Origin of the sequence: uncultured Polaribacter sp., assembly GCF_947495205.1 — a bacterium.
GTDB lineage: Bacteria > Bacteroidota > Bacteroidia > Flavobacteriales > Flavobacteriaceae > Polaribacter.
Genome location: NZ_CANLXV010000001.1, coordinates 378,789 through 401,417 on the forward strand (window position 1 = coordinate 378,789; position 22,629 = coordinate 401,417).

Below are 22,629 nucleotides of genomic sequence, written 5' to 3' on the forward strand. Positions count from 1 at the left end.
CCCAACATATTGTTGGGTTTTTTTTGTCATAAACTTAAAATACCATCGTTTAGATTTTGTTACTTTTGTACCATGGAAATTAGCCAATTTTTAGACGCTACTTATTTAAAAACACCAAAACAAGCAAATATTTCTAAAGAAGAAAATTTACAGCGTGTAATTCATTTGGTGCAAGAAGCTATATTGTATAATTACAAGTTAATTATGATTCGTGCGGAATATGTAAAAACCGTAAAACAATTTTTAGAGCAAGCACAAGTTAGGGTATCAATTGGCACAGTTGTAGATTTTCCTAAAGGAAATTCAACCTTAGAAAAAAAATTACAAGAAGCACAAGAAGCAATAAATCTAGGGGCAAATGAGTTAGACTTTGTAATAAATTACACTGCATTTAAAGCAGGAAATTTAGAATTAATTAAAAAAGAAGTGACTAACTGCGTAAAATTATGTCTTATTAATACTAAAGTAGCTAAATTTATAATAGAAGTTGCAGCGCTTTCAAACCAAGAAATAATTGTAATTTCACAATTGATTAAAAACGTAGTAATAAATAATTTTGGTGAAGAAAATGCAAAAAATGTATTTGTAAAATCTGCTACAGGTTTTTATATAACAGAAAATAACAAGCCAAACGGCGCAACCTTAGAAATTATGAAACTAATTTCTGAAAATGCAAAACCATTAAAAGTTAAGGCAGCAGGTGGTGTTAAAGATTATGAAACAGCACTAAAAATGATTGCTTTAGGTGTAGATAGAATTGGTACATCTGCAGCTTTAGCAATTGTTAATAAAAAACAAAACACAAAACAAGGGTATTAATTTTGAAAGATTTTTTTGTACACGAAACCGCCGTTATAGATGCTGATTGTATAATTGGTAAAAATACTAAAATTTGGCATTTTAGTCATATTATGTCAAATAGTACTATTGGCGAAAGCTGTAATATTGGGCAAAATGTGGTAATTTCTCCAAAAGTAGTTTTGGGTAAAAATGTAAAAGTGCAAAATAACGTTTCTATTTATACAGGTGTTATTTGTAAAGACAATGTTTTTTTAGGTCCATCTATGGTTTTTACCAATGTAATAAACCCAAGAAGTGCAATAAAAAGGCAAGATCAATATTTAGAAACTGTTGTAGAAGAAGGGGCAAGTATTGGTGCCAATGCTACTATTGTTTGTGGCAATACTATTGGCAAATACGCTTTTGTAGGCGCAGGAGCTGTAGTTACAAAAGAAGTTTTACCCTATGCTTTGGTGGTTGGTAATCCTTCTAAGCAAATTGGTTGGGTTAGCCAATATGGCCATAGATTAGTGTTTAATGAGCAAGGTTTTGCTATTTGTAAAGAGAGTAAACAACAATATCAATTAAAAAATAATACAATTATAGAGTTATAAAATGATTAAAAAATACACCCTACTTTTCTTGTTTCTATCTGCATTAGGACATGCACAATCAGAAAAATATCCTGTTTTTAAAGATTGTGAAAATCAAGAAAATATTACTACAGAAGATTGTTTTTATACAACCACAAAAAAACATTTTTATAAGGCTTTTAAAACGCCAGAAATAGTAAATAAAGAAAATTATACAGGCACAGGAAAAGTTTTATTTATTGTTACTAAAGAAGGCAATTTTAAGGTAATTTATGTAAACACACCTTATCAAGAGATTAAAACTGAAGTTTTAGAGGTTTTTAAGAAATTCCCAAAGATTTCTCCTGCAAAATACAATAATAGAAATATAGAAATGCAGTTTGAGTTACCTATAAAGTTTCCTATTGGTTCAGATGAAATTCAACAAAAAACAAACACCAATTTTTCTGATAAACAAGAAAAAACGAAGGTAAGTTTGTTTGATGTTGTGGCGCAAAATAAAATAGCAGATTCTACTTTTTTAGAACACGATAGTCAGTTAAACATTCCTTTCACACACCAAAGATATGTAGATTATGAATTTGCTTTACACAAAGCAAAAGGCACACATACCGCTTCTAAACCATATGTTTACAGTGAAATTAATAAATATTTTGATTTAGCAGCTCAAAAAAAACAGTTTATAAAACCAGATAAAAAATCTTGGTTGGGTAAAAAATTGTGGAACGAACACTTATTGCAAGTTAAAAAGAAAGATTTTTGGTTTACCTTAGACTTTTTGGTAGATGTGCAAGGTGGTAAAGACAATTCTAACGTAGCATATACTTTTAACAATACCAGAATTTTAACGGCAAATGGTGGTTTAGGAAATAAGTTTTCTTATTCGGCTACAGTTTATGAAAGTCAAGCTAGGTTTGCAGACTATGTAAATAGTTATATTTCTAATAGAAGTTTATTAACAAGACCAAAAAATTCTGAAGGTTTGGTACCTGGTAGAGGTAAAGCCAAAGGTTTTAAAGAAGATAGTTTTGATTATCCTGTGGCTGAAGGTTATTTAGCATTTCAGCCTAACAAATTTATGCAATTTCAATTTGGTAATGGTCGTAATTTTATAGGTGATGGTTACCGTTCTTTTATATTATCTGATGTTTCTGCACCTACAACCTATCTTAAAATGAAGGTAGATTTTTGGAAGTTTCAATACACCAATGTTTGGATGTGGAATACAGAACCTTCAGCATCATCTGCATCTAACCCAAACGAACATGCAAGAAAGTATGTTGCAGCCCACTATTTAAGTTTAAATATTAATAATAAATTAAACATTGGTTTCTTTGAAACTGCTATTTCATCGGGAGAAAATGGTTTTGATGCTGGCTTTTTAAATCCAGTAATGTTTTATAGAGCAGTAGAATTTAATAGAGGAGAAGATTCTGGAAATGCAATTATTGGGTTAACAGGAAAATACAAGTTAACGAATAATATATCTTTATATTCTCAATTAATAGTTGATGAGTTTTCTGTTGGTAATTTAAACGATTTAGGAGATTGGAGAAATAAGTTTGCTTACCAATTAGGAGCAAAATATTTTAATGCTTTTAATGTTGAAGATTTATTTTTACAAGTAGAGTATAATTATGCAAGACCATACACTTTTGCCCACAGATCGCCAATTTTAAATTACGGTAACTACAGCCAACCAATGGCACATTTATGGGGCGCAAATTTTTATGAAGCAGTTGCAATTGCACGCTATAAAAAAGACAGATGGTCTTTTAACGGTAAACTTACCTTAGGTAAAAAAGGTTTCGATTTTGAAGATGAAGCCATTAGTTTTGGTGGTAACATTTATCAATCTTATGATGATAGATTTGGAGATACAGGTAATGAAATAGGCCAAGGAAATACTGCAGATATATTTATTGCAGACTTTAACGGTAATTATTTAATAAATCCAGCAAATAATTTAAGTTTATTTGCAGGGTTAACTTATCGTAGTTTTTCAATTAAAAACCCTACAAACGCGCTGCCTAATGGAAATACAGTTTGGTTTTCTGCAGGTATTAGAGCAGATTTGTTCAATTGGTATTTAGATTTTTAATTTTTTTTAAATTTTTTGTAAAACATATGCTAATTATGTAGTATATTTGTAGTGTAGCACTTTTTAAGTGTTACACTTTTTCTTTTTCATAGCAATTTTCCCACTCAATTTAGAGTGGGTTTTTTTATGTTGTTATTTTTCTTAATTATATAAAAAATTAACTTTTTTTAACCAATAATAGCTTTAAAATGTATGGTTTATTCACATTTAGCATTTATCTTTGCAAGCCAATTGTGGTAATATGAATACAACAGTTATTTCAGAGAATAAAGTAACTATGCAAACAATATTAACAGACTTTAAGCAACTTACAAAAGTGGGTTTGTCTTTAAGTGTAGTGTTTTCTTCAGTTGCTGGTTACTTAATTGCGGCAGAAACTGTTAATTATTTTACACTTTTTTTATTAGCAGTAGGTGGTTTTTTCATGGTAGGTGCTTCAAACGCATTCAATCAGATTATAGAAAAAGATGTGGATGGATTAATGAAACGCACACAAAACAGACCTTTACCCACAGGTAGAATGTCTGTGAATACAGCTTTAGTTATTGCAATTTTATTTACTTTATTAGGTATTTCAATTTTATATTCAATTAATCCAAAGTCAGCTTTATTTGGTGCAATTTCAATATTTATATATACCAGTGTTTACACACCTTTAAAAGCGGTAACACCTTTAACTGTTTTTGTAGGAGCTATACCTGGTGCAATTCCTTTTATGTTGGGTTGGGTTGCAGCAACAAATAATTTTGGTATAGAAGCAGGTTTTTTATTTATGATTCAGTTTTTTTGGCAGTTTCCTCACTTTTGGGCAATTGGCTGGTTACAACATGAAGAGTATAAAAAAGTAGGATATAACATGTTGCCTATGGGCAAAAAAGATAAAGGTGCAGTAAAACAAATTATTTTTTACACGGTAATAATGCTTTTAGTTTCTATTGCACCAGTATTAAAAGTTTCTGGAGATTTTTATATTTACCCAATAACTGCCATTTTAGTTGCATTATTAGGTATATTGATGTTGTTTTATGGCCTAAAATTATATAAAAGTGAACAAAATTTAGATGCAAGAAAATTAATGCTATCTAGTATTTTGTACATTACTATTGTGCCAATTTTATATGTAGTTGATAAATTTTTACATTAAAAGAATTTTAAATGAGCGAACAAACATTACAACAAGAATTAACCGTTGCCAAAAGAAAAGCAGCAAAACCAATGTTATGGGTATCTATGATTAGTATGGTTATGTTTTTTGCAGGCTTAACTAGTGCGTACGTAATTAGCATGAAAAGAGAAGATTGGGTAACTTTTGAATTGCCAAACTCTTTTTACATAAGTACCTTTTTAATAGTTTTTAGCAGTATAACCTTATTTTTATCGCAATCTTTTTTAAAGAAAGATAAAAGACAGCTTTCTTTAGTATTGTTAGTGGTAACCTTTTTATTGGGAATTGGTTTTATATGGCAACAATATGTTGGTTTTAACGATTTAAAAAATGCTGGTTTGTATTTTACAGGACCAACAAGTACAGTATCTACATCTTTCATTATAGGCATAACACTAATGCACGTTTTACACCTTATTGCTGGGGTTGTAGTACTTTTAGTTGTTATTTATAATCATTTTAAATACAAGTATAAACCAACCGATTTACTAGGTTTTGAACTCGGTGCAATCTTTTGGCATTTTGTAGATATACTATGGATTTATCTATTTTTGTTTTTCTATTTTATTAGATGATATAAAATGATTAATTTTGCAAAAACTATATTATAATTTATAACTAATAGAACTATTTATGGAAGCAAATATTGCTGTACCAAACGATAACAACAAAGAAACCTGGGGCGGAGGTAATGTAAAACCATTTGGCGCAAGCTATGGTAAAATGATGATGTGGTTTTTTATCCTTTCAGATGCACTAACTTTTTCTGGCTTTTTAGCAGCTTACGGTTTAACAAGATATAAATTTATAGATTCTTGGCCAATAGCAGATGAGGTTTTTACACACGTACCTTTTGTACATGGAGAATTTCCAATGATTTATGTTGCTATAATGACGTTTATCTTAATCTTTTCTTCTGTAACAATGGTACTAGCCGTAGATGCAGGTCATCAAATGAAAAAAAACAAAGTGGCTTGGTACATGTTTGCAACCATTATTGGAGGTGTTATATTTGTGGGTTCACAGGCTTGGGAATGGAATACTTTTATTAACGGTACTTATGGCGCTGTAAAAACAAAAGAAGGTAAAGTATTACAATTTGTAAAAGACGGCAAACAAATTGCTTTGGCAGATTTTGTAACAAATACAAGAACAGATGACAGAGAGCAGCACACAGCTAAAAACGGTCTTTGGTTTGAGAGTGAAAAAACAATTTCAAATTATTCTGTAGCACAAGTAATAGCAGCTTATGAAGCTAATCCAGATATTCAAGTAAGAACAGAACTGATGGATATGGACTTGAAAAAGAAAACAATCTTATCTAGAGAAGAAGGCGCTTTGCAACTGGCTAAAACTAAAATGGTGGTTGAAGGAGCAAACTTAAGAGCAAATGAATATGGAAACACCATTTTTGCAGACTTCTTTTTCTTTATTACAGGTTTTCACGGTTTTCACGTAATTTCTGGAATTATACTTAATATAATTGTCTTTTTTAATGTAATCTTAGGAACTTATGAGAAAAGAGGACATTATGAAATGGTAGAAAAGGTTGGTTTGTACTGGCACTTTGTAGATTTAGTTTGGGTATTTGTATTTACATTCTTCTACTTAGTATAACATAAAGATTTTTAGATTACATTTAAAATATAGCATTAAAAATGGCACACGCACACGAATCTAACACAAAAAGAATATGGATCGTTTTTGGTATTCTTTCCGTAATTACATTAGTAGAGGTTTATTTAGGTATTATTAAACCAGATTCTTTACACCTAGCAGGTCCTGGTACAAGTTGGTTAAATTGGATATTTATTATTTTAACTTTAGCAAAAGCTTACGGTATTGCCTGGGTATTTATGCATTTAGAAGGAGAAAAAAAATGGTTTAGACGTTCTATAGTTTGGTCGGCCGTTTTCCTAATCATCTATTTGGTTACGTTGTTGTTAATTGAAGGAGATTATTTATACGAAACATTATCACCATTAGTAAATTGGTAAGATATAATTTAAAAAGGTGGTTTTAACCACCTTTTTTTTTGCACAAAATTTGTTAAAAATAGGTTAAAGTAAATTTATCATTAAAATGAAAATCTTCACTAAGAAAAGAATTGTACTGTTTTTATTATTTATTTTTCCATTGTTTTTTTACCTGATTTTATCATCAGGAATTAACAATTTTGCTAAATTACCAGTGGTAACTAAAAACATTTCAGATGTAGCTTTAATAGATGCCGCTAACAAAGTAAAATTTCAGAATAATATTTCTGTAGTTTGTTTTTTAGGAGAGGATATTGAGCGAATAAAAGGCGCTATTTTCAATTTAAATCAAAAGATATATAAACCTTTTTACGGCTTTAAAAATTTTCAAGTAATAGCCGTTTATCCTGCTTCCAAAGAAAAAGAGGTTAAGGAATTAAGAGAAAAAGTGGGCGCATTTACAGATATGGTGAAATGGAAATTTGTACCAAGTACCAATGCTGAAATTAATGCGTTTTATCAAACTTTTAAAACAAATGAACCTTTAGAAAACCTGCAAACATCAAAAGCGTTTATTGTAGATAAAGAAGTAAATTTAAGAGGTAGAACAGACGATAAAGATTATAAAGATGGTAAACTTTATGGTTATGATATGAATTCTGTAGCCATCTTAAAAGATAAAATGAAAGATGATGTTAAGGTTTTATTGGCAGAATACAGATTAGCCTTAAAAAAGAACGACGCAGACAGACAAATTTAGTGGTTATAAAGAACAAGGTTTAAATGAAGAAAAAAAATTCTTATATAGGTATTGCATTTATCGTTTTATTATTTGGAATTTATACAATCCCAAAAGTTGTTAATCGTTTTACTTCGCACACTTCAGAATTGGTAAAATTTAATAAAGTACCAGATTTTGAATTTATAAATCAAGAAGGAAAAACCATAGATAATACTACATATAAAGGCAAAGTTTATGTAGTAGAATTTTTCTTTTCTACGTGCCCAACCATTTGCCCAATTATGAATCAAAAAATGGTAACCATTCAAGATGAGTTTTTTGGTAATCCTAATTTTGGTATTGCTTCTATTTCTATTACACCCGAAATAGATACGCCAGAGATTTTAAAAGCATACGCTAAAAATAATGGTATTATCAATAAAAATTGGCACTTGCTTACGGGTAAAAGTGATGCTGTAGTTTATGCGCTATCTAATCAAGGGTTTAAATTATATGCAGGTAAAGGAGACGATGATCATAGAGGTTTTGAGCATTCTGGTTTGTTTGCCTTGGTAGATAAAAACGGTTATATAAGATCTAGAAAAGACGAATTTGGTAACCCAATACTGTATTATAGAGCTTTAGAAGAACAAGGTTTTTCAGACCAAATAAAAGAATTAAAAGAAGATATTAAAATTTTGTTAGATGAATAATATAGAAGCACAAGAAGCAAAATATAAGAAAATTATAACAGCATTATCTATTGTAATTCCTATTGCAGTGGCTGCTTTATTTGGTATTAATCTTAGAAAATTGGGTTTTAATGTAGAACCACTATCCTTTTTGCCACCAATTTATGCAACTATTAATGGTTTAACCGCTGTTTTATTAATGGCTGCAGTGGTTGCTATAAAAAATAATAACAAAAAATTACACGAGCAACTAAATACGGCAGCAATAGCTTGTTCTCTGTTATTTTTGGTAATGTACATTGCGTATCATATGACTTCAGACTCTACCAGTTTTGGAGGAGAGGGATTTATTAAATATGTGTATTATTTTATTTTAATAACGCACATTATATTGTCTGTAATTGTAATTCCTTTTGTACTAGTAACTTATATGAGAGCAAAATTAGGAAAGTTTCCAGAGCATAAAAAAATTGCGAAAAAAACATTTCCTTTATGGCTGTATGTTGCAGTTACAGGTGTAATAGTTTATTTAATGATATCTCCATACTATGCTTAAAAAACAATTTCTTTTCGTCTTTTTAGCTTTTATTTTTTCAATAAAATCTGTATTTTCTCAATGTGCAATGTGTAAAGCTGTTGTAGAAAATGGAGATGCATCTCTTGCAGAAGGTATTAATAATGGGATTACCTATTTAATGGTTTTTCCATACATTTTAGTAGGTATACTTTTGTTTACCATTTATAGGTATAATAAAAAAGCTAAAAATTAACATTTAAATAAGAGCCAATTTTTGTAACAAATTTTATTTTTGGTCGTCTTACGATTGCACGTTCTAATGAGAATTGCTTATTAGTAGATTACAATTAACAACCAAAATTTAATACTCTTGAAAACTAAATTTTTATTTTTAGTAGTAATTTTTACCTCTTTTGCTACGTTTTCTCAAAAACAATGGACCTTAAAAGAGGCAGTAGAACAGGCTTTAAAAAGAAATATTTCCGTTCAGCAAAATAAATTAAATTTAGAAATTGCTAAGAAAGATGTAGCTATTGCTAAAGGTAATTTTTTACCAAACCTAAATGCTAATACGCGTGGTAATGTAAATTTTGGTACAGGTTTTGACCCCGTTTCTCAAGATCGTGTAAATACAAGTTTTTTTGGTGGTTCTTTTGGAGCAGGAGCAGGTTATACTATTTTTAACGGTTTTAGAAACACCAATACGTATAAACAAGCCCAATTGGGTGTAGAAACTAGTATTTACGATTTAGAACAAATAGAAAATGCTATTTCTTTAAGAGTGGTTAACTCATATTTAAACGTATTATTTGCTAAAGAAAATTTAGAAATAGCTAAAGTTCAGGCTGCGATTAGTACCAAGCAAATAGAGGCGGCGGAGCAGCGTTTTAAGGCAGGCGTAATAGCAAAGGGAGATTTGTTTAATATTAAATCTACTGCTGCAAATGATTTGCAAACTTTAGTAGTAAGAGAAAATGCATTAGAAATTGCATTACTTACGCTAGCCCAATTATTACAAGAACCGTCAGAGAATTTTGATGTTGCTCCTGTAAATATAGATACACCTTCTGCAAATTTATTTTATAAAAATTCTAATTCAGTTTATAACAAAGCTTTAGAAGTAATGCCAGAAATAACAAGAGCAAAATTGGCTATTGATAATGCAGGTTTTAATATTGAAATTGCAAAAAGTGCCTTTTACCCAACCATAACTGCATCTGCTTCTTTATCTACAAATTATGGTTACAATTTAAATTTGCCTGATGGTTTTAGCAATCCAAGTTTTGGCAGCCAGTTAGAAGATAATTTAGGTTATGGTGTAGGTTTTAGCATTAATGTACCAATTTTTAATAGATTTCAAACTAAAAATAGAGTAGCACAATCTGTAATTAACAGAGATATTTCTGAAACTCGTTTAGAAAATGAAAAACTAAATTTAAAGCAAACTATAGAACAAGCTTTTTTGGATGTAAAAACAGCACTAAGAACCTATGAATCTGCAAAAATTTCTTTAGATGCCCAAAAGGAAGCATTTAAAAATGCACAAGAAAGTTACAATTTTGGGGCTATAACTTTGTTTGATTTTGATTTGGTTAGAACTCGTTTAGTAAATGCAGAAGGGGCAATGGTTTTGTCTAAATATGATTATGTTTTTAAAACCAAAGTATTACAATTTTATTGTGGCGAATTAGTTTTAGAATAACAGTATAGCATATAATAAAAATACCGCATTTAATTTTTTAAAATTGAATGCGGTTTTTTTGTGCGTGTTTTTTTAATTCGATGACTTATCTTTGTTAAAAAAAGAAGTGGCAATTATACTAAATATAGAAACTTCAACTAAAAACTGTGCTGTAAGTATTGCAGAAAACGGTTTGGTTTTAGCAAGCAAAGCGTTAAATAATGGTAATTATTCTCATGCGGAAGTTTTACATGTTTTTATTGAAGAAGTTTTGAATATGGCAAATATCTCCAAAGCTAAAATAGATGCTGTTGCTGTAAGTAAAGGACCAGGATCTTACACAGGATTAAGAATTGGTGTTTCTGCTGCAAAAGGGCTTTGTTTTGCTTTAGATGTCCCTTTAATTGCTGTGGATACATTAAAATCTTTGGCAAGCACAATTAAATTAAAGAGTGGATTAGTTGCACCTATGTTAGATGCAAGAAGAATGGAAGTATATACTGCAGTTTACAATCATAAAAATGAACAAATTAGAGCTATTCAAGCAGATGTTATAGATGAAAATTCTTTTAAAGAATATTTAGAAAACGGTCTGGTTTATTTTTTAGGCGATGGAGCAGCCAAGTGCAAAGATGTTATTACAGATAAAAATGCAATTTTTGTAGAAGATAAACATCCATCAGCAGTACAAATGGCACCTTTGTCTTATTACAAGTACAAAAAAAACGACATGGAAGATGTCGCTTATTTTGAACCTTTTTATTTAAAAGATTTTATTGTAATTCCAGAAAAGAAGAAAAAACCTACTTTTTAAAGCGTGTTGTAATAATTAATTATTTTGGTTAAATCTTTAATATTATTACTTTTTAATTTACCTTTTTTCATAAAACTTTTAATTTCAGATGCTTTTTCACCAAAAATTAAAGGAAATTTCTTTTTGCTTTTCGGCACTTCAATAAAGGAGTTATCCTTAAATTTTATAAAAATTTCATCATTTTGTCTTTTAAAATTTTCTGGTTTAGCAGAATCGTAGTTAGATTTTGGCTCAGTTGCTTTGTAATATTTAACAATTTCTTCGGATAGCAATTTTGCTTCTCCAGAAAGATTATGTAAAACAAAGTATTTTAATTTACCATTATGCTCAAACACTTGGTATGTTTTTTCAATACCTAACATTTTAACTTTCTTGCCTTTTTGCTTTTTTAAAATGGCTATTTTATCATTCTTAATAAGCTCCATTTCATTTCTGTAAATATTAAATTTCAAAGACATAATTTCGTTTAAGCCATCTACTTTACAAGGCATATAATTGGGAGTTAAGTACATCTTATGAGCTATTTTTTCAAATTCTTTAGAATTGTTTGATAGATCTCTTGGCATAAAGACGGTTATAGGTCTTCCGCCAGAAGTACTGCTCATTGAGGTAGCTTGTGCATTGGTTTCAATAAAAAGTAAAAATGCGAACGGTAATACAAGGGTAAATTTGAATTTCATATCTATTATTTTAGGTGATTATAGGCTCAAAAATTATGCCAATAAAAGGTTTAAATTTTGAAAGTATTTATGCAAAAGTTAAAGCAACAATTTTGATGTTGGTTTAACTGTAATAAACTTAAATTACTTTTTAATTTCTACTTGATGTGGATAAGGTATTTCTATACCAGCTTTGTCTAAGGCTATTTTGGTATTCTCCATAACATCAAAATAAACTGTCCAATAATCTTCTGTTTTACACCAAGGTCTTACTGCAAAGTTTACAGAGCTATCTGCTAATTCTAAGACAGAAACGCTCGGTAGCGGATCTTTTAAAACATTTTTATGTGCTGTTAAAACAGCCATTAAAACATCTTTAGTTTGTTTAATATCTGCATCATAAGATACACCAATAACTAAATCTACACGTCTTGTGCCTTCTGTAGTATAATTAACTATTGTACCATTAGATAAGGATGCATTAGGTATAATAATTTCTTTATTGGATAAGCCTGTTAGTTTGGTAGTAAAAATTTCAATTTCTTTTATAACACCTATTTCGCCTTGAGCTTCTACCAAGTCACCAATTTTAAAGGGTTTAAAAATCATAATTAATACACCACCTGCAAAGTTTGCAAGAGAACCTTGCAATGCTAAACCAATAGCTAAACCAGCAGCAGCAATTATGGCAGCAAAAGATGCTGTTTCTACACCTAGTTTTGCAATTACTGTTATAAACAATAATACTTTAAGAATCCACCCTAAAAGGTTGCCTAAAAATTTTTGTAAAGAGATTTCTAAGCCCTGTTTATTCATTATTTTTTTACTGGTTTTAACCAAAACCTTTATGGCAAATAAACCTATTATTAAAATGGCCAATGCCATAAAAACGTCTGGTGCATACTTAATTACTAATTCTTTAGCTTGGTCTAGGTATTCTAACATGATAAATAATTTAAAATTTTAAGTACAAATTTAATAAAGTATTGATTATAGAAATATTATATTTAGATAATTAAATTATAATTTTTTCTGTTTTGAACTTCGTTTTATCTATAAGTTGATGTTTATGTAGTACAATAAAAAAGCGATTTAATAAATTCATTAAATCGCTTAAACTTTAATAAGGTAAAATTAATTTACTTCAAATGTAATCTTTAGATTTACTCTAAACTCTGTAACTTCATCGTTGTTAACCACTGCACTTTGTGATTGTACAAATACAGATTTTATATTTTTCACCGATTTTGCGGCATGTTTTACCGCTTTTTTTGTTGCGTCTTCCCAACTTTTTTCTGAGTTTGCTAAAACTTCAATAACTTTCATTACTGCCATATTGTTAAAATTTAAGATTGTTAATTCTGTAAATATATGAAAATCAATGAGTTTTGCAATTTAAAAATCCCAATGTTAAGTTAATGTTATGTAAATGTTTGTTTTATGTTATTTAAATGTTATATTTGTAAAAGTAAAGTTAACCCTATAAAGACATATATCATGAAAAAATTATTCACAATAGCACTTTTAAGCATCGCAACAATTGGTTTCTCTCAAAATCAAAAGCCAACTTTTGAAGCAGAGGGAGATTTAGTAAAGGCAACATATTACCATGAAGATGGCTCTATAAGTACTCAAGGTTTCTTTAAGGATAAAAAATTAACGGGTAAATGGGTTCGTTTTGATAAAAAAGGAAATAAAACCCAATTAGCATTCTATAAAGATGGCAAAAAAACAGGAAAATGGTTTATTTGGGGTGCAGATTCATTAAAAGAAATTACTTATAGCAATAACGCAGTTCAAGATGTTAGTTTATGGAAAGCAGAATCTAAAATAGCGGCAAATAAATAAATCAATAGTTAACAAATAAATTGGAAAGAGCTTTAAACTTGTAATAGTTTAAAGCTTTTTTTTGTTGCCTAATCAATCGTGTTTCAAAATATTGAAGGATCAAATGTGTAAAGAATTAATCTTGGTTGTTTAGAAAACTTTGGAGATCTTTTAAGTGCAACATACAGTTAGGTGAATATTGAATTTAAAACACATTTAAATCGATTTCTTAAACTAAGTAATTTTTCTGTAATTGATTTACTTTGACCATTATATTGTCTGCTAATTCTTGCAAATAAGTTAAAGGTAAAAAGTATAAAATGATGCTTGTAGCTATTTATTATTTAAAAATGATGGTATTACTTGGTTCTATTTTAGTCAAAAAAAAAACACTTAAAGCTAAGTAAGCTATAAGTGTTTTTTAATAAATGTTTTTAATTTTTACTCTACTAATAAAGAAAAAGGAATGTTATAACTAACGCCAACAGGTTTACCTCTTTGTCTACCTGGTTTCATTTTAGGCAATAATTTCATTACTTTAATAACTTCTTGTTCTATTTTAGGGTGTGGTCCTCTTGCCTGAACATTAACAATGTTCCCTTTTTTATCAATTTTAAAACCAATAAAAACTCTCTTTTTACCAGCGGTTAAACCCAATTCATTTGGTAAATCTGTATCAAATTTTCTACTAAAATGTTTTTGCACCTGTTTATTAAAGCAAGCTTTTAATTTTGCTTTATTACCTTTACAACCAGGAAAAACAGGAGAGTCTTCAATAATCATAAAGTTTACATCTTCTACAACTTCTTCTACCTCTTCTACCTCTACAATTTCTTCTACAACAACCTCTTCAGTTTCATCAGTTTCTGTAGATTCAATTACAGTTTCCTCAACATCTTCTTTATCTTCTACAATTTCAATTTTTTCTGGTGCTGGTGGTGGTGGAGTTTTTGGTTTTACAGGTTCCACTCTTTCTGTAATTGGTATTTCTTCTTCAACTATAGCATTCATACTTACAACCCCTAAATCTTCAACGGTTTTGTCATATGTTTTTTGTTCTATTGCTGCATATGTAACAAACAAGGCCAATACTAGCCCGATTTGCATAAAAATCTTGCTGTAATTTTCTAAATTTGATTTTGGGTTTTTCTTAATTTCCATGAATAAAAATTTTAATAGAGTGCTAATTTAAATAAATTATTGTTTTTAATACAAGCGTTTGTGTTAATTAAGCCATTTTTTTTTGAAAATTTTATCAAAAAACAGCAATCCGAGTAAAACACCGGTTGAATTTGCTAAAACATCCAATAAATCTCCTGTTCTATAATCTGTTAAAATTTCTTGCAGAAATTCTAATAAAATACCAAAAGATATACAAAAAATTATAATAACATAGTTTTTAATATTTTTGTTATGCGCAGTAATTAACCAAGTGATAGCAAAAATAAAGTAAGCAAAACAATGCTGTATTTTATCTAAATGCTTTATGTTTATACTACTATGTTGATTAGGCTTATTTAAGCTTAAATATACAATACCAATGGTAATAATTAACGATAAAACAAGGGTTAATTTACCCTTCAATAACTGATTTATAACCTGCTGCATCTAATAAATTTTCTATTTGAGAGGTATCAGAAATTTCTAATTTAATCATCCATCCTTTATCATATGGGTCTGTGTTTACCAATTCTGGCTCATCTTCTAAGGTTTCATTAAATTCTATAACTTCACCAGTTAATGGCATAAACAGGTCTGATACTGTTTTTACTGCTTCTACAGAACCAAAAACATCACCTTCTTGCACAGTATCATCTAAAGTATCTACATCTACATATACAATATCACCCAATTCTCCTTGCGCAAAATCTGTAATTCCTACTGTTGCAACGTTACCTTCAATTTTAATCCATTCGTGATCTTTTGTGTATTTTAATTCTGATGGTATATTCATTTTTATTTGTTTTTTATATGATTAATTTTAATTGCCTCCTAAATTATAAATTATATTAAAACCACCATTTATAGCTTGTCTAGGAAATGTTGTAGAAATTGCATATCTAGAGGTTTGATGGTTGTAATAAAAAGATGCCGTTAAGTTACTACTTAACCTGTAATCTGCTGTAAATTTAATAGAAAATAATCTTTGTCCACCACTAATTTGGTCGTTATCTTCATCTATTGCTCTAATTTGTGTTAAGTTGTCTCTTAAAGAAATATCTCCTCTTAAATTAATATCTCCTTTTAGGTTTGTTTTTTTACCCGTAAAACGCGTTTTAACTTTTACATCTTTAAAGACATAACCTAAACCAAAGATATATTCTGTTCCTTTAATGTCTGTTAGTGTGCTATTGTTAAAATTCATAGTAAGCGTGCGATCTCTTTTTACTTCACCTCTAAAAGAAAAAGAATTTTTCATTTTCATATCTACTTTAACTAAAGGAGAAAATTCGTCTACCAAAGTTGCTGCAGCAATTAATAATTCGGGTTCATAATTTCCAGAAGAGTTTGTTATCGCAAATGGATCTGCAGCATTGTATTGTAAATTATTAGTAAAGCTAGATACAGTGTATGATGATTTATAACCATGTGAAAGAACAAATGTGCTAAAATTCTTTTTAAAGAAATCTAACTTCATTAGGCCATTATAACGCAAAGTCCAATTGGGTAATGGTATATTTCTAAACAGACTTTTGTTTACTTTATTGGGATCTCTACCAGAATATGCTGCCATAAATGCAGGTAACAATACTTGTTGACTATTTTCTCCATAACCTTCTACTGGCGCACCAGATTCATTTGCTAATCTGTTGGCAATAATGGCTCTAGAATCTCTCATTTGTTGAAACAATGCATCGCCATCTGTAAAAGCGGTACCTAACATGTAAAAGCTAGAACTAAAATTACCAGTTTCAAATGCAGGTGCACTAAAATCTAAGGCACCATTTTCTGTACCATTTAGCACAACATCTATTTGTTGAGATAAATCTCTTGTTTTAATGTTGTTTCCTCTAACATCTATGTTTAAATCTTTAAAAGGTTTTAACGTAAAAGTATAGTCTACTTTATTAAAGCTAGTTCTGCTATAGGTTTTATTATAATATTCGCTATTCTCTGGATCTCTTGGTGCTACTAACCAACCATTTTCTAGCGCTTTACTTCTAATATCTACTTGGCTACCAAAAGCAAAGCTAGTAGGTGAGCCACCTAAAAAGCCAATATTTTGGTCATAACCTGGTAAAAATTGTCCGTTATTTTCTGAATAACTTATTTTTGCTTGCTTTACAGAGGTAATTAAATCATAAGTAACTTTTAAAACTTTTTTTCCTAAAGGAAGTTTTTTCTTTTGCTTGCCTCTTCTTGGAGCTGGAGGTAAGCCAACACCTTTTTTTCCTTTAGCGTTTTTTCTTTGGTTTTTAGTAAGTAATAATTTTTCGAAACCTAAACCTTTGTAAAATTTAGAAAAATTAAAAGTGGTATTTAAATTGTGCGTATTTGCATTCTGAATTACATTACCCACTAAATCTACATAAGGTACATCTACACCGTTAACATCAATGGTACTTTGTGCTGCAGCTTGCCAATCAAAATCTGCAGTGTATGCATAATCTGCTTTTATCCAGCTTAAAAAAGGCACTTTATCTATAGGCAATTGGTAGGTTCCGTTTAATTTTTGGTGGTATTGGTTGGCTCTACCTAAATTAAAGAAATCATCAAATATTTGTATGTCTTCTCCGGTTCCAAACGTATCAAAAATATGGCTGTTTGTTGCGTTAAAGTTTAATTGTATTGATTTGGTAAGGTCGAAAGCAATCGTATAATCCCAATCAAATAAAAATCTGCGTTGTTTTAACTCAGGTTGTGGAGATAAGCCAGGAACTAAATTTCTAGACTGTTGTTCTGTATAATTTCTATTAATTTTAGAATTTAAGGCAAATGTTGTGGGTACAGGATTAAAATTAAAGTCCTTTATAAGTTTCCAGTATTTATGCTTAAAAAACGCACTATTTTTAAAAGGTTCTATAGATTTCCCTTCAAAGTTATAATTGTACGTGGCGCCAGCATTTACATTTTCATTTATAAATTTTTGAATGTTATAATCTCTATGAAATTCTTTGTTATGTGCGTAAGAAAAGTTAAGATTTTCTACATCATAAAAGGCAGGCTTTTTGGTAGAATTAGGGTTTCTATTTTTCTTTACATTGATAAAACTAATGCTTGTTCTTTTTGTATAATCTCTAGAGAACTCACTATTAGGATTTTGTTCAACAGCATCTGCTAAGGTTACATCTTGGTATTGTGGGTCAAATTTAGGGTCTATAAAAATTTCTCCAATACTATAACTCATAGGCAATTGTATACCCCAATTTTTTGGTGTTAATACTTTACCCAATTGTACGGTTGTTGCAATATCATATTGTTTTGTTTCGTCTAAACTACGTTGATTAACTCTATCTTCTACATTACCAAAACCAATAGTAGACATGCTACCTGCAAGAGATACATTGGCTACATCTGCAAAATTTGCATCTGCATTTACTACTGCTGCCCAACCACCATCATTATCAAAACCAGAAGAACGCAATTCATTAAACCAAACTTCTCCGCTTTTTGTGGTTAAAGAAGTGTTTTTTATACCCAACATTATGGTTCTTAATTCTGCCAAAGTTGGGTTACCTTTTACACTAATGCTGTATGGTAAATCTATAGCTTGTGTTGTAGATGTATATATTTCATTTATTGGCGCTATGGTTGGTCCTAAAGCATCTCTTTCTAGTTTAACCAAGCCAAAACCTTCTAAAAATGCATCTAGATTATTGGCTTCTGGCCAAATATCTAACGCTGTTGTTCCTTGTCTAGAGACAGTTAAAGGAAGTTCTATCTGATAGAAATTTTCATTTAAATCTGTACCTAATCTTATAATAGCACTAAAATCACCATCATTTAAACCAATTTCTGATGTGTTATTTTGCAAGTGCATAAACATTTGTAAGTTTTTAAAACGTCTTAAATCTACACTAATGTTTTTGTAAATAGCCCTTACTTTTTCGGGTTGTAATTGGTTAACTTTTAAGGTAACAGATTGTTCATTTTGTAATTGTACGGTTGTACTACCTTGTAAACGTTCGCGCTCTATACCTGGTGGTTGTATATAACTACCTTCATTTTGTTCTATACTAACTACACCAACTTCAAAATCATTAAGTTCATCTTGTGTTAATTCTCTATCTGGGTTAAGAGCTGGATCTAATGTTCTTACATAGCGTCTCCAATCTCCACGAACTAAATCTAATTCGCCAAAACGAATAACTACAGGCATTTTAAAGTTAGTTAAAAACATACGCATAAATCGAATGCTATTAAAGTCTGAAATTCCGTTTACAGGTGTTCCTGTTCTAACGGGTACTCTAAATTGATACCATTTACTTTCTTGCGTGGTACCATTTTCTAAAGTAACTGTAGTTGTTTTTTCATCAACAATAAAACCAACACCTTTTCTTAAAGCCGCTTTGTTTAAAGATATTTTATATTCATAATAACTCTCTACCGTATTCATGGTTTGGTCTCTATTGATGTCTTCTACATCAGGAAACGTTGTGGAGGAAGTTGGAAAAGCTTCGCCACCTTGACTTAGTGTTGGCGAGTTTCCTTGGGTATTATTAAAGTCTTTATATCTGGTAATTAAAGACGCGTCTATTGCATCTAAATTACTGCCTCTAAAAAATTGAAAATTATCTGCAGCTGGGTCTTCTAAAGAAGCAAATCTGCCAATTCCTGGAAGGTTTCTTTCTTCCTCATCATTTAAACCATCAAAACCAATATCTTGATTGGTTCTTGCGCTATTGTCTTCATTAAAAGCATAAATAATAGATGGGTTTCTAGGTACATCTCCCCAAGTGGTCCTATTTACATTATTACCTGCTATTTTTAAACCATCTTCTGGTAAACCGTTTTCGTACATTTTACGGTTATCTTTTAGAATGTCTTCAGAGATATTACCCAAGTTAATGTATAAATCTCCTACTTGATTTACAGGGTTTTCAGGATTAATGCCACTTGGTAATCCTTCTGCTTCTGTTAAAGAATAATTTTCATAAGGATCCATAATCCAAAACTGCATATACTCTACATTGGCTTGGTCAAAGTTATTGGTACTTAAAGGTCTGGTAATACCTGCCCACCTTGTTTCTGGATTTGGTAGGCTTACTTTACCTTCTATAATATTTGCAGAAGGATCATAATTATAAGAACCTCTTTCTTGCGGGAAATAGGCTAAATCTAACGTTCTTACCAAAGAATTTTGGGTAATATCTAATTGTAAATTTGGAAACAATTCTCCAAAATTAATTTGTCTAGTTTCTGCTCTAGAAAGTTCATCTGCATCTATACTTGCTGGTGTTTCACCAATTCCGTAAAAAATTTGATCTATAGCATACCAAGCTAATTTTGCTCTTTTGTAATTGTATTCCAATCCTTCACTTTGTCCATTTAAATTCGGGAAAAATCTTGGTGTACTGGCTTCGTACCAATCTAAAGGAGATAGTAAACTTATAGGTATTTGAGAAGCTTCAAAATCATCTATATACGAAGTTGCTGCTCCTGCAACATCTATACCACTTGGTGTACCTGGTATAAGATATGCCATATCTCCTTTAACGGATAAATTAGAGGGCGCATCTGTATCTACAAATGGTAACTTGTTGGCTAATTTTGTAAAAAACGGAACTTCTGTAGCGTAGTTAAAATTAAACCCTAACATGGTATTATTTATGGGGTCTGAACCAAAATTAACCTTTGGCGTTAAAGGTCTTTCTTCAACATTTAATATGGTACCTCCAATTATAAAATCATCAGAAAATTTATGCTCAACATCTATACCCATAAAGGTTTTTCTTTGTTGATTAAATACGGCATTATTTTCTGTAGAAACGCTAATAGGTACTCCAGAAGCTTGTAAACCAGGATCTATAATTTGTACTCTACCCAATTGATAATCTACTACATAATCTATACCTTCTACCAATTGTCTTCCACCAGCAGAAACTCTAACAGAACCTCTTGGTACGTTAAACGCCCCAATAGGTATACCTCCAGAACTTTCTGATTTAAAATATCCTTTTAGAAAATATTTATCTTTATTCTGAAAATTATTTTTGATGTTTATTTTTGTATTTAAATATAATTCTTTGAATAAAAAGGAAGCATCTGCAGGATTTGTAAGTTCATTTTCTAGATCGTTACCAAACGGTTCTGGAGTAGGGAAAAAGATGAATCCGTTTTGTGAATTTACGGTAATGCCTTCTACATAATCGAAAAAACCATCGGGTTCTCTTGCCTGACTTTGGTCTAATTGGTCTAAATTTAAAACTTGTAATAAAGGTTGATTGGTAATACCTGGTGTTTGTGCATTTTGTAGCACGTTAGATGGTATACCAGTTTGGTCATCTCTATATTGTATTTCGAATCTAAAACCGTCTTGAGATAATGGAAATGCACCCAATGCATATACATTTTTCATCATTAAACGCCATGTAGGAAAAGATTCACTTTCTCCTGTAGTTGGGTTTGGTCTAAAGGTTTGTAAAACTTCACTACGCAGTAATTTTACAGCCAAATTACTTGGTGCTTGTATACCATCATTAGAAAATTCACCAACTTTAAAAGAATTTTTACTGCTACCTGTTACGTTTCCAGCTACAGTATATTCATAAGCAACTGCTAAAACGTCTCCATCATTTAACCTTCTATTTAAAGAAATAAAACCAAGTTGTGGGTTTAATCGATATTCGTTTTCTTGTAATTTTCTAGCATTTTCTAAAATGGAATAATCTGTACCATTTTGCATCATAAATGATGATAATGTGCCGTCTATTGTAGAAACATCTCTAATACCACTATTTTCTGTTAATAATGTGGCTAAATTATTAGATTCATTGGTTGGTAAATTAACACCAGACAGCATTGGTGGGTTTGTAGCATTTACATTACCTGTTTGGTTTACCATTACTGGCAAATTGGTTTCTCCAATATCTGCTAAGGCAACAATACTTCTAAAATCTTCTGTACTTGAATTTCTATTGGTAATCCAAACTTCTACCCTAGTAATATTTATTGGACTGCTAATTAGCGGATAATTTTTTAATGCATTTGCATAATTGTCTACAAAATATTGCGATAAAAAAAAGTGTCTGTCATTATCATAATCTGTAGTTCTCAATTCAAACGGTTGTATAGAGGCACCACCTTCTGCAACCACGGTTTTACTTTCTGAATTTTGTTGAGAAAAAACTGTGGTAATATTGGTGTTACCAAACTTTAAATCTGCTTTTACACCAAAAAGACTTTGTGCACCATTAATTAAAGAGTTTTTAATAGGCATAGCAACATTACCCGCTTCTAAACCTTGTATTATATCATCTTCTGTTGGTGTAAAACCAATTTTTACCAAATTTTGAAAATCGAAAGAGGCCTGTGTATCATAGTTTGCAGTAAACTCTAAACGTTCTCCTACTTTTGCTCTTATACTGGCATTAATTTGTTGATCGAAATCAAAATTTAGGTTACTTCTATTTTCTTCAGAAATTTGTGGGTTTTCTGTGTTTTGATAAATAAAACCTAATTTTAAATTTAAGTTACCTGTTGGTGTTACTTTAATTGCTGTACCGCCAAAAATGGTTTCAAAAAATTTAGAATCTACGTAATATGTGGGCAATAAATCTTTTTGAGCGTCTTTGGCTCCTTTTTTCTTTCCGTCTGCTGCACTAACTTTATCTTTAAAGTATTGCAACATATCTCTTTTTAATCTGTATTCTTTATATTCTCTAGGTGTTAAGAAAATTGGTGTTCTGGTCCAATAATTTCCTATTTTTTCTAGAATTACATAACGGTTTAAGGTTTTATCAAAAATGATTTCTTTTTTGGCCAAATCATTTAAAAATAAACCACCTTTTTGCGTGTTTTTAAAATTATAACGCAAATTTACAGAGTCTTTACGTACTCTTGTAGAATCTTGGGCTGTATTCTTTTGAGCGTAAGTAGCTAATTTTACCGAGAAAGTAACTAGTAAAAAAAGGAAAGTTTTTTTAAAAAAGGTATTCAAAGT

General features: G+C 30.3%; 21 protein-coding genes. 14 read left to right on the top strand and 7 right to left on the bottom strand.

Going from position 1 to position 22,629, the window contains the following annotated elements; translation table 11 throughout:
- Window positions 1–72: 72 nt before the first annotated feature.
- From deoC to tsaB, 13 genes are all read left to right on the top strand, one after another.
- Window positions 73–819: a deoxyribose-phosphate aldolase gene (gene deoC, locus Q0762_RS01785; protein ID WP_298763046.1), complete on the top strand. Its 747-nt coding sequence runs from the start codon at window positions 73–75 to the stop codon at window positions 817–819.
- A gap of 2 nt (window positions 820–821) precedes the next feature.
- Complete coding sequence (locus Q0762_RS01790) at window positions 822–1,394, top strand: acyltransferase (RefSeq protein WP_298763047.1); 573 nt, start codon at window positions 822–824, stop codon at window positions 1,392–1,394.
- 1 nt (window position 1,395) lies between these two features.
- The gene (locus tag Q0762_RS01795) at window positions 1,396–3,474 is read left to right on the top strand and encodes a gliding motility protein RemB (protein ID WP_298763048.1); all 2,079 of its coding nucleotides are present in this window, start codon (window positions 1,396–1,398) and stop codon (window positions 3,472–3,474) included.
- 241 nt (window positions 3,475–3,715) lie between these two features.
- On the top strand, window positions 3,716–4,618 hold the full coding sequence (cyoE, locus tag Q0762_RS01800; RefSeq protein ID WP_298763050.1) for a heme o synthase: 903 nt from the start codon (window positions 3,716–3,718) through the stop codon (window positions 4,616–4,618).
- A gap of 11 nt (window positions 4,619–4,629) precedes the next feature.
- Entirely contained in the window at window positions 4,630–5,214 is a 585-nt protein-coding gene (locus tag Q0762_RS01805; RefSeq protein WP_298763051.1) for a cytochrome c oxidase subunit 3, read from the top strand.
- 58 nt (window positions 5,215–5,272) lie between these two features.
- Window positions 5,273–6,256, top strand: coding sequence for a cytochrome c oxidase subunit 3 (locus tag Q0762_RS01810; RefSeq protein WP_298763052.1), 984 nt, complete (start codon window positions 5,273–5,275; stop codon window positions 6,254–6,256).
- A gap of 41 nt (window positions 6,257–6,297) precedes the next feature.
- A complete protein-coding gene (locus Q0762_RS01815; RefSeq protein WP_298763053.1) occupies window positions 6,298–6,636 on the top strand; it encodes a cytochrome C oxidase subunit IV family protein in 339 nt (112 codons plus the stop codon).
- An 85-nt stretch (window positions 6,637–6,721) separates the two neighbouring features.
- Window positions 6,722–7,375, top strand: a complete 654-nt coding sequence (locus Q0762_RS01820) for a hypothetical protein (protein WP_298763054.1) — start codon at window positions 6,722–6,724, stop codon at window positions 7,373–7,375.
- Between the two features lie 23 nt (window positions 7,376–7,398).
- Window positions 7,399–8,049 carry an SCO family protein gene (locus Q0762_RS01825; protein WP_298763056.1) on the top strand — a complete coding sequence of 217 codons (651 nt, stop codon included), beginning with the start codon at window positions 7,399–7,401 and terminating at the stop codon, window positions 8,047–8,049.
- Entirely contained in the window at window positions 8,042–8,584 is a 543-nt protein-coding gene (locus Q0762_RS01830) for a DUF420 domain-containing protein (RefSeq protein WP_298763058.1), read from the top strand. Before Q0762_RS01825 ends, Q0762_RS01830 begins: the two co-directional genes overlap by 8 nt.
- Window positions 8,577–8,798: a hypothetical protein gene (locus Q0762_RS01835; protein ID WP_298763059.1), complete on the top strand. Its 222-nt coding sequence runs from the start codon at window positions 8,577–8,579 to the stop codon at window positions 8,796–8,798. The genes Q0762_RS01830 and Q0762_RS01835 overlap by 8 nt, the downstream gene beginning before the upstream one ends.
- A gap of 117 nt (window positions 8,799–8,915) precedes the next feature.
- Complete coding sequence (locus tag Q0762_RS01840) at window positions 8,916–10,247, top strand: TolC family protein (protein WP_298763061.1); 1,332 nt, start codon at window positions 8,916–8,918, stop codon at window positions 10,245–10,247.
- Window positions 10,248–10,353: 106 nt separating this feature from the next.
- Window positions 10,354–11,040 carry a tRNA (adenosine(37)-N6)-threonylcarbamoyltransferase complex dimerization subunit type 1 TsaB gene (gene tsaB, locus Q0762_RS01845; protein WP_298763062.1) on the top strand — a complete coding sequence of 229 codons (687 nt, stop codon included), beginning with the start codon at window positions 10,354–10,356 and terminating at the stop codon, window positions 11,038–11,040.
- Here the strand turns inward: tsaB and Q0762_RS01850 are convergent.
- The 3 genes from Q0762_RS01850 to Q0762_RS01860 form a co-directional block, all read right to left on the bottom strand.
- On the bottom strand, window positions 11,037–11,720 hold the full coding sequence (locus Q0762_RS01850; RefSeq protein ID WP_298763064.1) for a hypothetical protein: 684 nt from the start codon (window positions 11,718–11,720) through the stop codon (window positions 11,037–11,039). The genes tsaB and Q0762_RS01850 overlap by 4 nt on opposite strands.
- A 123-nt stretch (window positions 11,721–11,843) precedes the next feature.
- The gene (locus tag Q0762_RS01855; RefSeq protein ID WP_298763066.1) at window positions 11,844–12,644 is read right to left on the bottom strand and encodes a mechanosensitive ion channel domain-containing protein; all 801 of its coding nucleotides are present in this window, start codon (window positions 12,642–12,644) and stop codon (window positions 11,844–11,846) included.
- 189 nt (window positions 12,645–12,833) lie between these two features.
- Window positions 12,834–13,034 carry a dodecin family protein gene (locus Q0762_RS01860; protein ID WP_298763068.1) on the bottom strand — a complete coding sequence of 67 codons (201 nt, stop codon included), beginning with the start codon at window positions 13,032–13,034 and terminating at the stop codon, window positions 12,834–12,836.
- A gap of 162 nt (window positions 13,035–13,196) precedes the next feature.
- Here Q0762_RS01860 and Q0762_RS01865 point away from each other — a divergent pair, with 162 nt between their 5' ends.
- The gene (locus Q0762_RS01865) at window positions 13,197–13,547 is read left to right on the top strand and encodes a nicotinic acid mononucleotide adenyltransferase (protein ID WP_298763070.1); all 351 of its coding nucleotides are present in this window, start codon (window positions 13,197–13,199) and stop codon (window positions 13,545–13,547) included.
- Window positions 13,548–13,967: 420 nt separating this feature from the next.
- Here the strand turns inward: Q0762_RS01865 and Q0762_RS01870 are convergent, their stop codons facing one another.
- The 4 genes from Q0762_RS01870 to sprA all read right to left on the bottom strand — a co-directional run bounded on the left by Q0762_RS01870 (window position 13,968) and on the right by sprA (window position 22,626).
- Window positions 13,968–14,687, bottom strand: coding sequence for an energy transducer TonB (locus tag Q0762_RS01870; protein WP_298763072.1), 720 nt, complete (start codon window positions 14,685–14,687; stop codon window positions 13,968–13,970).
- Between the two features lie 63 nt (window positions 14,688–14,750).
- A complete protein-coding gene (locus Q0762_RS01875) occupies window positions 14,751–15,134 on the bottom strand; it encodes a VanZ family protein (protein ID WP_298763073.1) in 384 nt (127 codons plus the stop codon).
- Window positions 15,100–15,480: a glycine cleavage system protein GcvH gene (gcvH, locus tag Q0762_RS01880; protein ID WP_298763075.1), complete on the bottom strand. Its 381-nt coding sequence runs from the start codon at window positions 15,478–15,480 to the stop codon at window positions 15,100–15,102. The genes Q0762_RS01875 and gcvH overlap by 35 nt, the downstream gene beginning before the upstream one ends.
- Window positions 15,481–15,507: 27 nt before the next feature.
- Window positions 15,508–22,626: a cell surface protein SprA gene (sprA, locus tag Q0762_RS01885; RefSeq protein WP_298763076.1), complete on the bottom strand. Its 7,119-nt coding sequence runs from the start codon at window positions 22,624–22,626 to the stop codon at window positions 15,508–15,510.
- Between the last annotated feature and the right edge of the window lie 3 nt (window positions 22,627–22,629).

What these genes read in the sequence shown, in the direction of transcription:
- Q0762_RS01825 (WP_298763056.1), top strand. Translation starts at nt 7,399, where the DNA reads ATGAAGAAAAAAAATTCTTATATAGGTATTGCATTTATCGTTTTATTA.
- Q0762_RS01875 (WP_298763073.1), bottom strand. Translation starts at nt 15,134, where the DNA reads ATGCAGCAGGTTATAAATCAGTTATTGAAGGGTAAATTAACCCTTGTT.
- Q0762_RS01855 (WP_298763066.1), bottom strand. Translation starts at nt 12,644, where the DNA reads ATGTTAGAATACCTAGACCAAGCTAAAGAATTAGTAATTAAGTATGCA.
- Q0762_RS01860 (WP_298763068.1), bottom strand. Translation starts at nt 13,034, where the DNA reads ATGGCAGTAATGAAAGTTATTGAAGTTTTAGCAAACTCAGAAAAAAGT.
- Q0762_RS01850 (WP_298763064.1), bottom strand. Translation starts at nt 11,720, where the DNA reads ATGAAATTCAAATTTACCCTTGTATTACCGTTCGCATTTTTACTTTTT.
- Q0762_RS01830 (WP_298763058.1), top strand. Translation starts at nt 8,042, where the DNA reads ATGAATAATATAGAAGCACAAGAAGCAAAATATAAGAAAATTATAACA.
- Q0762_RS01870 (WP_298763072.1), bottom strand. Translation starts at nt 14,687, where the DNA reads ATGGAAATTAAGAAAAACCCAAAATCAAATTTAGAAAATTACAGCAAG.
- Q0762_RS01865 (WP_298763070.1), top strand. Translation starts at nt 13,197, where the DNA reads ATGAAAAAATTATTCACAATAGCACTTTTAAGCATCGCAACAATTGGT.
- Q0762_RS01805 (WP_298763051.1), top strand. Translation starts at nt 4,630, where the DNA reads ATGAGCGAACAAACATTACAACAAGAATTAACCGTTGCCAAAAGAAAA.
- Q0762_RS01810 (WP_298763052.1), top strand. Translation starts at nt 5,273, where the DNA reads ATGGAAGCAAATATTGCTGTACCAAACGATAACAACAAAGAAACCTGG.
- Q0762_RS01820 (WP_298763054.1), top strand. Translation starts at nt 6,722, where the DNA reads ATGAAAATCTTCACTAAGAAAAGAATTGTACTGTTTTTATTATTTATT.
- gcvH (WP_298763075.1), bottom strand. Translation starts at nt 15,480, where the DNA reads ATGAATATACCATCAGAATTAAAATACACAAAAGATCACGAATGGATT.
- Q0762_RS01835 (WP_298763059.1), top strand. Translation starts at nt 8,577, where the DNA reads ATGCTTAAAAAACAATTTCTTTTCGTCTTTTTAGCTTTTATTTTTTCA.
- Q0762_RS01795 (WP_298763048.1), top strand. Translation starts at nt 1,396, where the DNA reads ATGATTAAAAAATACACCCTACTTTTCTTGTTTCTATCTGCATTAGGA.
- deoC (WP_298763046.1), top strand. Translation starts at nt 73, where the DNA reads ATGGAAATTAGCCAATTTTTAGACGCTACTTATTTAAAAACACCAAAA.
- Q0762_RS01815 (WP_298763053.1), top strand. Translation starts at nt 6,298, where the DNA reads ATGGCACACGCACACGAATCTAACACAAAAAGAATATGGATCGTTTTT.
- cyoE (WP_298763050.1), top strand. Translation starts at nt 3,716, where the DNA reads ATGAATACAACAGTTATTTCAGAGAATAAAGTAACTATGCAAACAATA.